The organism is Micromonospora sp. WMMD961, from assembly GCF_029626145.1.
Classification (GTDB): domain Bacteria; phylum Actinomycetota; class Actinomycetes; order Mycobacteriales; family Micromonosporaceae; genus Micromonospora.
The window spans coordinates 1,494,254-1,507,119 of sequence record NZ_JARUBJ010000002.1 but is presented as its reverse complement, the minus strand read 5'-3'; the positions used below and the strand labels follow the sequence as shown (position 1 = coordinate 1,507,119).

General features: G+C 71.4%; 15 protein-coding genes. 4 read left to right on the top strand and 11 right to left on the bottom strand.

Annotated elements, in window-relative coordinates; translation table 11 throughout:
• Positions 1-3: 3 nt before the first annotated feature.
• Both O7614_RS07240 and O7614_RS07235 read right to left on the bottom strand, forming a co-directional pair.
• Positions 4-285: an adhesin gene (locus O7614_RS07240; RefSeq protein WP_278137699.1), complete on the bottom strand. Its 282-nt coding sequence runs from the start codon at positions 283-285 to the stop codon at positions 4-6.
• Positions 286-479: 194 nt separating this feature from the next.
• On the bottom strand, positions 480-1,553 hold the full coding sequence (locus O7614_RS07235; RefSeq protein ID WP_278137698.1) for an NAD(P)-binding domain-containing protein: 1,074 nt from the start codon (positions 1,551-1,553) through the stop codon (positions 480-482).
• Positions 1,554-1,658: 105 nt separating this feature from the next.
• Between O7614_RS07235 and O7614_RS07230 the strand changes: the two genes are divergently transcribed.
• Both O7614_RS07230 and dacB read left to right on the top strand, forming a co-directional pair.
• On the top strand, positions 1,659-2,375 hold the full coding sequence (locus tag O7614_RS07230; protein ID WP_278137697.1) for an aquaporin: 717 nt from the start codon (positions 1,659-1,661) through the stop codon (positions 2,373-2,375).
• Between the two features lie 66 nt (positions 2,376-2,441).
• A complete protein-coding gene (gene dacB / locus O7614_RS07225; protein ID WP_278137696.1) occupies positions 2,442-4,025 on the top strand; it encodes a D-alanyl-D-alanine carboxypeptidase/D-alanyl-D-alanine-endopeptidase in 1,584 nt (527 codons plus the stop codon).
• 47 nt (positions 4,026-4,072) lie between these two features.
• Here the strand turns inward: dacB and O7614_RS07220 are convergent, their stop codons facing one another.
• From O7614_RS07220 to O7614_RS07210, 3 genes are all read right to left on the bottom strand, one after another.
• Complete coding sequence (locus O7614_RS07220; protein ID WP_278137695.1) at positions 4,073-4,402, bottom strand: hypothetical protein; 330 nt, start codon at positions 4,400-4,402, stop codon at positions 4,073-4,075.
• 113 nt (positions 4,403-4,515) lie between these two features.
• Entirely contained in the window at positions 4,516-5,469 is a 954-nt protein-coding gene (locus tag O7614_RS07215) for a hypothetical protein (RefSeq protein ID WP_278137694.1), read from the bottom strand.
• 199 nt (positions 5,470-5,668) lie between these two features.
• Complete coding sequence (locus O7614_RS07210; protein WP_278137693.1) at positions 5,669-6,262, bottom strand: pentapeptide repeat-containing protein; 594 nt, start codon at positions 6,260-6,262, stop codon at positions 5,669-5,671.
• Between the two features lie 98 nt (positions 6,263-6,360).
• On the opposite strand from O7614_RS07210, the gene O7614_RS07205 reads away from it, so the two are divergent.
• On the top strand, positions 6,361-7,593 hold the full coding sequence (locus O7614_RS07205) for a serine hydrolase domain-containing protein (protein WP_278137692.1): 1,233 nt from the start codon (positions 6,361-6,363) through the stop codon (positions 7,591-7,593).
• Between the two features lie 47 nt (positions 7,594-7,640).
• On the opposite strand, the gene O7614_RS07200 is transcribed toward O7614_RS07205, so the two are convergent.
• From O7614_RS07200 to O7614_RS07190, 3 genes are all read right to left on the bottom strand, one after another.
• Positions 7,641-8,699: a hypothetical protein gene (locus O7614_RS07200; RefSeq protein ID WP_278137691.1), complete on the bottom strand. Its 1,059-nt coding sequence runs from the start codon at positions 8,697-8,699 to the stop codon at positions 7,641-7,643.
• 83 nt (positions 8,700-8,782) lie between these two features.
• Positions 8,783-9,247 (bottom strand): PPOX class F420-dependent oxidoreductase, encoded by a 465-nt coding sequence (locus O7614_RS07195; RefSeq protein WP_278137690.1) that lies wholly within the window; start codon positions 9,245-9,247, stop codon positions 8,783-8,785.
• Between the two features lie 42 nt (positions 9,248-9,289).
• Positions 9,290-9,928, bottom strand: a complete 639-nt coding sequence (locus O7614_RS07190; RefSeq protein WP_238645255.1) for a hypothetical protein — start codon at positions 9,926-9,928, stop codon at positions 9,290-9,292.
• A gap of 304 nt (positions 9,929-10,232) precedes the next feature.
• On the opposite strand from O7614_RS07190, the gene O7614_RS07185 reads away from it, so the two are divergent.
• The gene (locus tag O7614_RS07185; RefSeq protein ID WP_278137689.1) at positions 10,233-11,021 is read left to right on the top strand and encodes a D-Ala-D-Ala carboxypeptidase family metallohydrolase; all 789 of its coding nucleotides are present in this window, start codon (positions 10,233-10,235) and stop codon (positions 11,019-11,021) included.
• Between the two features lie 100 nt (positions 11,022-11,121).
• Here the strand turns inward: O7614_RS07185 and O7614_RS07180 are convergent, their stop codons facing one another.
• The 3 genes from O7614_RS07180 to O7614_RS07170 form a co-directional block, all read right to left on the bottom strand.
• Positions 11,122-11,553, bottom strand: a complete 432-nt coding sequence (locus O7614_RS07180; protein ID WP_278137688.1) for a hypothetical protein — start codon at positions 11,551-11,553, stop codon at positions 11,122-11,124.
• A gap of 145 nt (positions 11,554-11,698) precedes the next feature.
• The gene (locus O7614_RS07175) at positions 11,699-11,983 is read right to left on the bottom strand and encodes a hypothetical protein (RefSeq protein WP_278137687.1); all 285 of its coding nucleotides are present in this window, start codon (positions 11,981-11,983) and stop codon (positions 11,699-11,701) included.
• A 95-nt stretch (positions 11,984-12,078) separates the two neighbouring features.
• Positions 12,079-12,786: a response regulator transcription factor gene (locus O7614_RS07170; protein ID WP_278142182.1), complete on the bottom strand. Its 708-nt coding sequence runs from the start codon at positions 12,784-12,786 to the stop codon at positions 12,079-12,081.
• Between the last annotated feature and the right edge of the window lie 80 nt (positions 12,787-12,866).

The following is a 12,866-nucleotide window of genomic DNA, read 5'->3' as shown; positions in this document are numbered from 1 at the left end:
TGGTTACTGCCTCTCGGTGAACCCGAACTGGATGATGCCCTCGTCGTCGACGGTGGCGTCCACCGAGGCGTCGCCGAGGAGTTCGGCGGCATCCTCGTCCAGGAAGATGCGGGCGCCCTGGTTGTCGACCACCTGGTCGCCCTGCACCGGCTCGGGCACCAACTCCACCGAGAGCGAGCCGGCCTCGGTGTCGGCGGCGATACGCACGCCGCCGCCCTCGGCGACGTCCTGCTGGTTGGCGAGGTCACGGATGACGAGCACGGCATTGTCGGTCATGGTGAGCATGAGCGGAACTCCTCGTGGAATCTCGGCTCCCGGTCGGAACCCTCACAGGCCGGATGATCGGCCCGTCGTACGAGCACACCTGGGAGGCGACAGAAGGGGCGAACGGTCATCGCCGTCGCATCGGATCGGGGCAGCTGAGGGCCCCGCCTCCTCCACCGTGCCCGTTGACCGGCGATCCGTCAAATAGAGCCAGGTCAGTCGAGAGCGGGGGTCGGGGCCAGCCAGGCGCGAATCTCGTTGACCGCCGCGCGGCCGGCCCGGTTGGCACCGATCGTGCTGGCCGAGGGTCCGTAGCCGACCAGGTGAACCCGCTCGTCGGCGACCACCCGGGTGCCGTCCATCGTGATACCGCCGCCCGGTGCGCGCAGACCCAGCGGGGCGAGGTGGTCGATGGCGGCGCGGAAGCCGGTGCACCAGAGGATCACGTCCGCCGGGACGAACCTCCCGTCCGCCCAGGCCACCCCGTCGGGTGTGATCCGGTCGAACACGGGTAGCCGGTCCAGGACGCCCCGCTCACGCAGCCGGCGCACCTCCGGCGTGACCGGCAGCCCGGTCACGCCCACCACACTGCCCGGTGGGCGGCCCTCCCGTACCGTCTCGTCCACCCGGGCCACCGCGGCGCGACCCAACTCCGGGCCGAACTCCTCGTCGCGGAACTCCGGCGGCCGGCGGGTCACCCAGGTGGTGGCCGCCGCAACGGTGGAGATTTCTCCGAGCAGCTGCACGGCGGAGGTGCCCCCACCGACGACCACCACCCGCAGTCCGGCGAACTCGGCCGGCCCCCGGTAGTCGGCGGTGTGCAGTTGCCGGCCCCGGAACGACGCCCGACCGGGGTAGTGCGGCCAGAAGGGCCTCGTCCAGGTGCCGGTCGCGTTGATCAGAGCCCGGGCGATCCACCGGTCCCCGTCGGTCTGCACGTCCAGCCGCCCGTCCGGGCGGGACCGCACCGCGCGGACCCGCACCGGCCGTCGTACCGGCAGCTCGAATGCCCTCTCGTACGCGGCGAAGTAGGCGCTCACCTGCTCGGCCGCCGGGCGCTTGGGTTCGGCGGGCGGGAGCGGCAGCCCGGGCAGGTCGTGGAAGCCGTGCACCCGGTCGAAGACGAGCGTTGGCCAGCGGTGCTGCCAGGCCCCTCCCGGCCCGTCGTCGCCGTCGAGGATGACGAAGCCGCTGCCGGGCAGGAACCCGGTCCGGCGCAGGTGGTAGCCGGCGCTCAGGCCGGCCTGACCGGCGCCGATCACCACGACGTCCGCGGAGTGGGTGTCCACGCGGTGTACAACACCGTGTCCGGCACCGCTGTGCCCGCGATCGGCCGTCGCGTCGATCACAGAATTTCCGGTAATGCCTCCCTGACCAGCACCTACGCTGAGCGAATGAGCGACTTCCGTCGGTACGCGGCAGAGTTCCTCGGCACTCTGGTGCTGGTCTTCTTCGGAGTGGGCAGCGCCGTCGCCGCACGGGTTCAGGGCGGCGTCGTGGTGGTCGCGTTGTCCTTCGGGTTCGTGCTGCTCGCTCTCGTCTACACGATCGGCCCGCTCTCCGGCAGTCACGTCAACCCGGCGGTGACACTAGGTGTCCTGCTCTCCGGAAAGATCTCGGTGCTCGGCGCGGTGGCGTACTGGATCGCCCAGTTCGTGGGCGCGACGGTGGCCGCCTTCGTGCTCTGGGCGCTGACCCGGTGGGGCGACGTCGCGGACCAGACCGGGGCACTGGGCACCAACGGCTACGGCGCACACATCAACCGAGGTGGAGCGGCGGTGCTGGAGGTCGTGCTGACCTTCCTGTTCGTCCTCGTCGTCCTGGTGGTGACCAGTCGCAGCGAGAACCCGGGGACCGCCGGGGTGGCCATCGGGTTGGCCCTCGCCGCTACCCAACTGGTCGGTCTGACGCTGACCGGCGCGGCAGTCAACCCGGCCCGGGCGTTCGGCCCGGCGGTCTTCGAGGGCGGCGTCGCCCTGCGGCAGCTCTGGGTGTTCATCGTCTTCCCGCTGCTCGGCGGGGCGCTCGCCGCCCTGGTGGCACCCTTGGTCATGGGGACGCAGCGGCACTACTGGGGCGGCCACGAGAAGTCGGCCGGGCAGCCCACCTAGTCCGGTTGGCATTATCTTTCGCTTGCGGCTCTTCTCCGGCGAATATCTTCGTGGCAGCATCAGCGCATGCATCGCCGTCACTTTGTCCGGGCCCTCGCACTACTCACGCTGGTCGCCACCGCGGCCACCGCCGGCGCGCCGGGTGCCACGGCCGAGTCGCCCACCCCCGCGACGACCCGACTGCACGACACCATCGACACGATCCTCGGCGACGCCCGCCTCAGCGGGGCGCAGGCGTCGGTGGTCGTGGTCGACACCAGCACGGGACAGACGCTCTACGACCGCAACGGCGACCGTCGGCTGATCCCGGCCTCCAACACCAAGCTGATGACCTCGACGGCGGCCCTCGGGCTGCTCGGCCCGGGGCACCGATTCACCACCGACGTGCACACCAGCGGCAAGCGCCACGCGGGCCTGCTCACCGGCAACCTCTACCTGCGCGGTGGCGGTGACCCGACCATGCTCGCCGCCGACTACGACGCGCTCGCCGCCCAGGTCGCCGCTGACGGCGTACGGGTGGTCACCGGCAACCTGGTCGCCGACGACACCCGCTACGACAGCACCCGCCTCGGCCCCGACTGGGCCTGGGACGACGAGCCCTACTACTACGCCGCGCAGGTCTCCGCGCTCACCGTCGCCCCGGACACCGACTACGACGCGGGGACGGTGATCGTGCGGGCCGCACCCGCCGGCCGGGCCGGCGCCCCGCCGGTGGTCAGCACCACCCCACCCACCGGGTACGTCCGCGTCGACAACCGGGCCGTGACCGTCGCCGAGGGCGAGACCTCGATCTCGATCGAGCGCGAACACGGCGGCAACACCGTGGTGGTGACCGGCCAGATCGCCCTCGGGGACGAGCCCGCCAGCGACTGGGTGACCGTCTGGGAACCCACCGGCTACGCGGCCGACGTGTTCCGGGCGGCGTTGCACCGGCACGGCGTCCGGGTGATCGGCCGAACCGTACTGGGCCAGCCCACCCCGGAGACGGCCCACCCGGTGGCCCGGCACGACTCGATGAGCCTCGGCGAGCTGATGACACCGTTCCTCAAGCTCTCCAACAACGGGCACGCCGAGGTGCTGACCAAGGAGATCGGCCGGGTGCTGAACGGTTCGGGTACCTGGACGGCCGGCACGACCGCGATCAGCGAGTACGTCGCCGACACCGGGATGGACACCGGGCGGCTGCGCCAGCGCGACGGATCGGGGCTGTCCCGGCGCAACCTGGTACCGGCGGCGGAGTTCGTGAACCTGCTGAGCGCCGTCCGCGCCGAACCGTGGTTCGGGACCTGGTACGCGGCCCTACCGATCGCCGGGCAACCCGAGCGGTTCGTCGGCGGCACTCTCCGGAGCCGGATGGCCGGCACCCCGGCGGCGGGCAACGTGCACGCGAAGACCGGCAGCCTGACCGGTGTCTCCGGCCTCTCTGGCTACGTCACCAGCGCCGACGGCCGGCTGCTGGCGTTCGCCATCCTGCTGAACAACTACCTGACGGCGTCGGTCAAGCCGTTGGAGGACCAGATCGCGGTGGCACTTGCCGGCTTCCGCACGGGCGGTACGAGCACCACGCGGATGGCGCCGCCAGCCGTGCCGGAGATTCCTCGGACCCCGGAGGGTGTGGAGTGTTCCTGGGTGAAGCCCATCACCTGCTGAGCGGCGGCCGGGAGGCGCGGGCTGCTGCCTCCCGGCCGGACGCGCGCTCAGGCCGGACGGTCCGGTGGGGGGACCACCGCCGTCGGGTCGCCGCGCTCGATGAGCGCGGCGATCTCGGCAGCCCGCAGCCCGCGAAGCGCCAGCACCCGAGTGCCCCAACGGTGCAGGCGGCACGGGTGCGGGCTGGCATCGTTGCGGCACACCACTCCACCGGACCACCGCCGGGGGGCGTGCACCACGACCGCCCGCACCGCGAACTGGGTGTCCTCGCCGGTCACGTACGGTGGCAGGGGGATGTCGCGGAGCACCTCTCCGGACGCTTCACCGGCACCGGCCGAAGCGGCGCGACGGACGCGGTGGGCGGTACTACTACTCATCTCCGCTGCCTCCACACTGGATGGTCGGATGGGGACAGCAGAAAGCTACGACCTCCTCGACCGTGGGCGACGGACAAACTGTCCCGCTGTGCGGCCGCGCAGCGACTGGTCGGTCAGCGCACCGCCACAGCCTGGAGGCCGACGTTGCCGCAGTGCGGAGTGAAGACCTTCTCGACTTTCCAGGTCAGCAGCAGTCGAGCGCCCTTCGGCACCGTGAACCGGATGGTGAACTGCGCGCTCTGACTCGTGTACGGGTCCTCCAGCACCACGCTGCTGGCGGGTCCGCCGGTGGACAGCCGCGCCTCCAGACGCCCCCGGGCCATCCAGATACCGCCGAAGAGCTGGACCGTGCGCGACTCACCGCTGCCCGCGACGGCGAGCGAGAACCCGTTGCCGGTACCACAGGTGTAGACGCCCTCGGAGCTGTCCCGCGCCGACCGCTGCGACGAGCCGTCGGACCACCGCACGTGCTCCTGGTTGCCGTCCCAGGCGACCCGTGTGCCGGCACCACCCTCGTCGACGATCTCCCCGGAGCCGGCACGCTTGCGGACCGTCGAGGTGCCCCCACGCTGCCCCCAGTGCACCCAGTCGCGGGTGCCCACCGCGGTCAGGTCGACCTCGGCGGGCATCTCCCCCCGGGTCACCGACAGCGCCGGCGACCGGGGTGACGGCGGCGGTGGGGCCGGCGCGGTCGTCGACGGTGTCGGGTCGGGCGAGGGCGGGCGCTGGCGCGGACGCAGGCCGGGCTCCGCCGGCCCCGCGTCACCGGTACGCCCGTCGGTGCCCGGGAAACCGGGAGAACGGGCGGCGACTCCGGTCACACCGCCCGGGCGACCCGCCTGGTCGTCCTCGGGCGCCGGGTCCGAGCGGATGCTCAGGTACGAGATCAGCGCCGCCAGGCAGGCGAGTGCGGCGACCCCCTCCACCGCCCAGCGTCGTCGCTGTCGGGCACGGGCGACCCGGCGCAGCGCGGCGCGGGTCTGCCCGGAGGTGAGGGCACCCGAGCGGTGCTTCGCCGATGCGTCGCCAGCACCCGAATCAGTCCGCGTGCGGTCTTCGTCCGCCACCGACCCCTCCAACTCCACCACCCGGCCGCCGCCCACCACAGCGGATCACACCGTCCACTGTGGGCCGTTTCGCGTTCGTACCGGTGTGGACGACACGCTAGATCCGGACTGCCGGACGTGTCCAGCCCGCAGCCGGACGCCAACGGTGGCCCGCCCCGCGCGGGTGGCCACTTCGGCAGGCCACGAGCGCCGTTCGGGGTCAGCCGATCCGAAAACCGAGCAACTGTGCGATGACCACGGCCTGCCCGACGTCGACGATGGCGCCGGCCCGCTCGACGGCCGTCGGGTCGAGGGCGGTGAGATCGCTGCCCCGCAGGTCGGCGCCGCCGAGCCGCACGTTGAGCAGTTGCGCCCCGGACAGGTCGACGCCTGTGACGGTGGCACCGGTCAGATTGGCCCGGGTCAGGTCCACCTCCCGCATCCGCACCCCGGTCAGCCGGACGCCCCGCAGGTCCGCGCCGGGCATCGCGACGAAGGACCAGTCACCGCCGTCGACAGCCAACGGGCGCAGGTCGCAGTCGACGAACGTGCTGCCGACCAACTTGCAGCCGGTGAACTCGGCCTCGAAGAAGTTGCACCGGCGGAAGACGCAACGGGTGAAGGCCGAGTCGACATGCCGGGACGCGTTGAACCTGACGTTGCCGAACGTGCACCCGGTGAAGACCGCTCCCCGGCTCACCGCCTCGGTCAGGTCCACGTCGAAGAACTCGCAACTGACGAAGTGCCGGTCGGTCAGCTCCTCGCCGTACCAGTCCTCGTTGCGGAAGGTCGCATCCTCGGTCAACTCCGGCATCCGGCCAGGCTAGTGGTCACCAACGACAGCCGGCGGCCGGTCCGACCGGTGTCGACCCCCCTTCCGGTACGGCCATACCGGCGAGTAGGTTCGGCGGCGTGAGTGTGGCCCGAAGCAAGGACCCGGATCAGGTCGGTTTCGACCCGGCACGGTTGGCGCGGATCGACGAGCACTTCGGCCGGTACGTGGACGACGGCCGACTGGCCGGCTGGCAGGTGGTGGTCACCCGCCGCGGCGAGGTGGCGCACTCCTCGACGTACGGGCTGCGGGACCGGGAGTCGGGCGCGCCGGTCGAAACCGACACGCTCTGGCGGATCTACTCGATGACCAAGCCGGTCACCTCCGTCGCGGCGATGATGCTCTGGGAGGAGGGCCGGTTCGAGCTGACCGACGAGATCAGCCGCTGGCTGCCGGAGTTCGCCGACCTTCGGGTCTACTCGAAGGGGTCGATGCTCAAGCCGTACACCGTGCCGGCGACCGAGCCGATCCGGGTCTGGCACCTGCTCACCCACACGTCCGGCCTGACGTACGGTTTCATGCAGACCTCGGTGGTCGACGGCCTGTACCGCGCCGCCGGTTACGACCTGTACCCGCCGGCGGACGTCGACCTGGCCAGCGCCTGCGTGGCCTTCGGTGAGCTGCCGCTGCTGTTCCAGCCCGGTTCCGCCTGGGGCTACTCGGTCGCCACCGACGTGCTCGGCCGGCTCGTCGAGGTGATCTCCGGGCAGAGCCTCGACGCGTTCTTCGCCGACCGGATCTTCGGCCCGCTGGGCATGACCGACACCCGCTGGTGGGTGGAGGGCGAGGAGGCCGACCGGCTGGCGGCGCTCTACGTACCGGAGCCGCGGAGCGGAAAGGCCGTCCGCTACGACAGCCTCGGCGCGCTCGCGTTGCGCAAGCCCGCCCTGCTGTCCGGAGGAGGCGGTCTGATCTCCGGCGCCGCCGACTACCACCGCTTCACGCAGATGCTGCTGCGCGGCGGCGAGCTGGACGGCGTCCGGTTGCTCGGCCCCCGAACGGTGCGCTTCATGACCCGCAACCACCTGCCCGGGGGCCAGGACCTGGGCACCCTGTCCACCGGTGGCTTCGCCGAGACGACACTGGACGGGATCGGCTTCGGCCTCGGCTTCGCGGTCGTCGACGACCCGATCCCCAGCCGGGTGCCGAGCAGCGTCGGCGAGTACTACTGGGGTGGGGTGGCCAGCACCGCGTTCTGGGTGGACCCGGCCGAGGAGATCACCGCGCTGCTGTTCACCCAACTGATGCCGTCGAGCACCTACCCGCTCCGCTCCCAGCTACGCCAACTCGTCTACGCGGCGCTTGTCGACTGAACGGTGCGGGGTCCGCCGCTCTCGGCTGACGGACCCCACACCTCAGCTCAGTTGAGCTGCTGCGCCTGGACCGCGCGGACCCTCGCCGGCTTGGTGGTGGAGAGGTTCGAGATCAGGTACGCCCGCACGCTGCCGTCGGGGAACACCGCCCACAGGTCGGCCACGCCGTCGGCGTTCAGGTCGGCGGCGATGAGGCTGCTGATCGCCGCGCCGGTGTTCCAGCCGGAGGCGAGCCGGTACTGGGTGTAGGACAGCGTGCCGGTTCCGTCGCCGTTGTCGGTCATGGTGACGCCCTGCCACAGGTACAGGTCGCCGGTGGTGGCGTTCCGCAGCACCAGCGCCATCCCCGAGGTCAGCTCGGTGCTGGCCAGGGTCCAGTTCTGCCAGTCGCTGCCCCCGGTCGGGGTGGCGTTGCCCTGGGGCAGCGGAAGGTAGAGGCTCGTCGCCCAGTAGTTCGGGTAGTAGGCCAGGCGGTAGCCATTGCTCGCGTCGCCGACGATGCCCAGCAGGTCCGGGATGCCGGTGTCGGCGCCGTCCGCCGTGAACCCGTTGACGAGCTGGATCGGAGAGTTGCCGTGCTCGTCGAGAAGGTATTCGCGGATGAGAGTGACCTGTGCGCTGCCACCATTGGGCTTGGCCATCGTGCCGTCGCCGGTGCCCGCGATGAAGCTGCCACCACCGGCGTTGACGCCGCTGGGGTAGTAGGCCAGGAAGTCCTGGTTCGCGGTGCCGAAGAAGCGGCCGGTGATCACTTGGGCGCCGTCGAAATCCGCGGCCGGGTCGTCGTTGCCGGTGACCCCGGTGCCGTAGATGCCGATGTTCACCGCCGGGACCTTGACCCGGCCGGTGCCGACGCCGGTGGTCGCGCCGACCCGGCCCCGCGCCGCCCAGACGCCGGAGTCGAGGCCCGTCGTGGGGCCGCCGGCGGTCACCAGGTCCGGTACGCCGTCGCCGTTGAGGTCCTTGTCCACTGGGCCGGTGGCAGCGCTGGTCGGGGTGTCGGCCGGTGCGGCCTGGGCCGGCAGGGCCGGGGCGACGACGGCGAGCGCCAGAGTGGCCGGCACCGCCCAGGCGAGCAGCCGGCGAGGGGCGGAGAGATGGTTCACGAGGTCCCCGTTCGTGTCATTGGATCTTGCCTGGCTCACCGTAGTCGAAGAGCGCCAGCTCGTAGATCCACCGAACGAAGGGGTCAGTCGGCGAGGCGGGCGGGGAAGCCTCCGGTGGCGATCGGGCCCCACGCGTCGATGGTGACCCGGATCAGCGACTTGCCCTGGCGCACCATCGCCGCCCGGTAGTCGTCCCAGTCCGGGTGCTCGCCGGAGATGCTGCGGAAGTACTCGACCAGCGGCTCCAGCGCCTCCGGCAGGTCGAGCACCTCGGCGGTGCCGTCGATCTGCACCCAGGGGCCGTTCCAGTCGTCGCTGAGTACGCACGCCGAGACCCGGGGGTCCCGGCGGATGTTGGTCACCTTGGCCCGCTCCGGGTAGGTCGAGACGACCAGCCGACCCTGCCCGTCGATGCCCGCGGAGACCGGGGAGGACTGCGGTCGCCCGTCGGCTCGGGTGGTCATCAGCACGACGCGGTGTCGTGGCCGGAGGAAGTCGAGCAGGTCATCCCGGTCGACCCGGGTGTTCCGTGCGATGCTGCGCGCCATTCGTCGTTCCTACCAGGGCACGGGCGCAGCGCCGGCGGCGGGTCAGCGGGGGCGGGCCGTGGAGCGGTGCACCGCCTGGGTGGGCACCCGGGGGCGGCCGGACGGGCGCCAGGCCCGGCCGTTGGCGTAGATCACCCGGAAGCCGAGGTACGACGCGAGCGGCGCCCAGTGGGCCGAGCCCATTCGCAGCTCGGCGGCATTGTGGCGCTGGCCGTTGGCGAGCACGTCGAGGAGCACGGTTTCGAAGGCCGCCGATTCGACCCAGTCGACTTCGCGGGTGAAACCGCAGATCAGGGCGGCCCCGGTGACCTCCAGGAACTCGCGCAGCACAGCGTCGGAGGCCCGCAGGACCGAGCAGCTGCCGAAATAGAGTCGTCGCCCCTCGGCGCGGCCGGCCATCAGATCGGCCACCTCGTTCAGCTCCACGGACTGCCAGTCGGTGAGGCAGAGTCGGCTCGGCTCGCCGTGCATCGCGAAGAAGCCGACCCGGTGGTCGGCGTACTGCTTGAGCAGCCAGCGGTCCAGGAAGTAGAACAGCTCGTCGCGGGTGGCCGCGTCCTTGTGGATGAAACGGATCTTGCCCAGCCGCTCCAGCAGCTCCAGGGTGGGCAGCACGGAGCCTCGCTCGTTGAGGTCGCGGTGCCATTGACCCTCGACACAGAAGACGCCACCGCGTGCCACGAGCACCTCCGCCAGTCCGCCGCCCGGGCTGACGTTACCGGCCCCCGACGGCCAGGCAACATCACCCTCGGTGTGGTTGATTGCGACGTTCGGTGCTGTTGACCGGAACAGTAGCCGATCGGCAGGAAATGACTGTTTCGTAAATCAGTCGAATTCCCAGCCAACACCCAGGCACAACAGTTTGTGAGGACGATTCTCGTTAATCGCCTCCAACCGCCCCGATCAGTGTCAGGGTGGAAATCGCGGGACTTCTCGGTCGATGTCCCGTGACCACCCCAATCGCTCTCCTATCGGGAGGACTTCTGTGCGCGTAAACACCTTGAAGCGTGCTGCCATCGCATTCGCCCTGGCACTGCCCGGGGCAGCGATCGCCGCGGTGGTCGCCGCGCCGGCGGCGCATGCGGACGGCTGCTACACGTGGAACCGCACCCTGACCCAGGGGCGCTCCGGCGACGACGTACGGCAGTTGCAGATCCGGGTCGCCGGGTGGGCCGGCTACCGGGACATCGTGGAGAACGACGGCCGCTACGGGCCGAAGACCGCCGCCGCGGTCAAGCGGTTCCAGCAGGCGTACGGGCTACGCGCCGACGGCATCGCCGGCCCACAGACCTACGCCAAGCTCTACCAACTCCAGGACAACGACTGCACGCCCGCCCACTTCAGCTACAGCGAAATGGACAACGGCTGCGGGGGCAGCGGGTGGAGCGGCGGCCCGCTGTCGGAGGCCCAGACCAAGCAGAACGCGCTGCGCACCATGTGGAAGCTGGAGGCGCTGCGCAAGAGCCTCGGCGACAAGCCTCTGTACGTGTCCAGTGGTTTCCGTAGCCGCGCCTGCAACAACCAGGTCGGCGGCGCGTCGGACAGCCAACACCTCTACGGCAACGCGGCCGACCTCACCTCACGGACGTCGTCGCTGTGCCAGGTCGCCCGCAGCGCCCGTAACAGCGGGTTCAGCGGGATCTACGGGCCGGGCTACCCCGACCACGACGACCACGTGCACGTCGACTCGCGTCGGGAGAACAACAGCGACCGCAGCTCGAACACGACGAACTGGTCCGCGCCGGACTGCGGCATCGGAGCCGGCAACGACTGAGCCAACGGTCGGCGCGACGTCGGCCCGACGCGGAGAGAGGATCTCCGCGCCGGGCCGACGTCATGTCGCCCCGGGGTATGCCGGCGGAGGGGTGGCGCGCTCAGCTCGCCCGGGGCCAGCGCGGCGCGGTGACGGGGGCGGTCACCGGCCGACCGGCAGCGGTGGGTCGTACGCCCGGTGGGACGACCCGCGCGGCCTGCTGCCGCGCCGGCAACCCGCCGGTGCGCCCGGCCGGGGCCGGGTAGCCGGTCGTCGCCGGCCGGCTGCCCGCGGGACGTGCCGGGGACGGCCCGGTCGCCGTGAACGGGAAGGGCACGTGCACGAACGGGTTGCCGTGCCGGATCAACGCCTCGATCTGCCGTTCGTTGAGCCCGTGTGTCTCCAACACGCGCCGCCCCCAGCGGTGCAGGCGGCACGGGTAGGAGGCACCGTCGTTGCGGCACAGCGGCCCGGTGGGCCACTCCTCGGCGGTGTGTACGACCACCGCCCGGACCGCGAGCCGAACATCCTCCGGGGTCAATGGTGCCGGCATTGGCACCTCACCCAGTACCTGGTCGATGGGATCCGTCGACTGCTCACCAACTCGCACGGCAGGCCTCCCGCAGCTCGGCAGCGGTACGGCGGACTCACCGCACCGACATCCTCGTCCACTGGTACGGGAGACGTCGGACGAAAGTTCAATCCCGGTACGCGGCAAGCAGATCCTCCGGCGACAGCACGCGGAACCCGTCGACGGCGGTGCCGCTGCGGGACACGGCAACGGCCGGAACCGTTTCGTCGGCACCGGGAAGCCGGCGCAGCGCCTCTCGGACGACAGGTTCGACGGCTCTCCCGCGCCAGGACGCCCATGACCGGACGATCCGGCCCAGGGTCAGGTCACCTCGCCCGCGCTCGATGTCGCACCCGAGAGAGCATGCCGTCCAGAAGGTGGAGCCCCGGTCGCGTCCGACAAGGCCGTCCACGATCACCCCTGATACTTCCAAAAATGGAACAACCAAGAATGAGGGCAAGCTCGTCCGTGTTGCGCCCGATCATGTGGCCCGGCGGAACCGCCCCCTCAGACCAGGCCGGCGTCGTGGACGAGCAGGGCCACCTGGACCCGGTTGTTGAGGTCGAGGCGGGTCAGCAGTCGGGACACGTATGCCTTCACCGTCGCCACACTCATGAACAACTCCCCGGCGATCTCCGCGTTGGTGTGGCCCCGCCCCAGCGCGACCGCCACCTGCCGCTCCCGCTCGCTGAGCCCGGTGAGCAGCCGCAGCGCCCGCTCCCGGCGCGGGTCGGGGCCGACCGGACCGGGGGCGGCGGCGGTCACGTGGGCGATCAGCGTCCGGGTCACCGTCGGGGAGAGCGTCGCCTCACCGGCCGCCACCCGGCGCACGGCGTGCACGATCTCCGCCGGCGGGGTGTCCTTGAGCAGGAACCCGGCCGCCCCGGCGCGCAGCGCCCGCAGCACCTGCTCGTCGGCGTCGAAGGTGGTCAGCACCAGCACCTCCGGCGGGTGCGGCTGGGCGCGCAGCGCCTCGGTGGCGGTCAGCCCGTCCACCCGGGGCATCCTGATGTCCATCAGCACCACGTCCGGGGCGTACGCGGCGACGGCTGCGGGCACCTCGCCACCGTCGGCCGCCTCGCCGACCACGGTCAGGTCCGGCAGGCCGCCGAGGATCATCGAGAGCCCCGCCCGGACCAGTGCGTCGTCGTCCACGATCAGCACGCGCACCGACGGCACGACCGAGTCCGGCCCCGTCGCACCGGAAGGGCCGATCTCGCCGGACGGGCCGGCCGCACCGAGAGGTCCACCCGCACCGGAAGGCCGGGTCACCCCGCAAGGGCCGGCCGCGTGGG

Coding starts and splice junctions, on each gene's coding strand:
- O7614_RS07240 (WP_278137699.1), bottom strand. CDS start 285: ATGCTCACCATGACCGACAATGCCGTGCTCGTCATCCGTGACCTCGCC.
- O7614_RS07230 (WP_278137697.1), top strand. CDS start 1,659: ATGAGCGACTTCCGTCGGTACGCGGCAGAGTTCCTCGGCACTCTGGTG.
- dacB (WP_278137696.1), top strand. CDS start 2,442: ATGCATCGCCGTCACTTTGTCCGGGCCCTCGCACTACTCACGCTGGTC.
- O7614_RS07220 (WP_278137695.1), bottom strand. CDS start 4,402: ATGAGTAGTAGTACCGCCCACCGCGTCCGTCGCGCCGCTTCGGCCGGT.
- O7614_RS07210 (WP_278137693.1), bottom strand. CDS start 6,262: ATGCCGGAGTTGACCGAGGATGCGACCTTCCGCAACGAGGACTGGTAC.
- O7614_RS07195 (WP_278137690.1), bottom strand. CDS start 9,247: ATGGCGCGCAGCATCGCACGGAACACCCGGGTCGACCGGGATGACCTG.
- O7614_RS07180 (WP_278137688.1), bottom strand. CDS start 11,553: ATGCCGGCACCATTGACCCCGGAGGATGTTCGGCTCGCGGTCCGGGCG.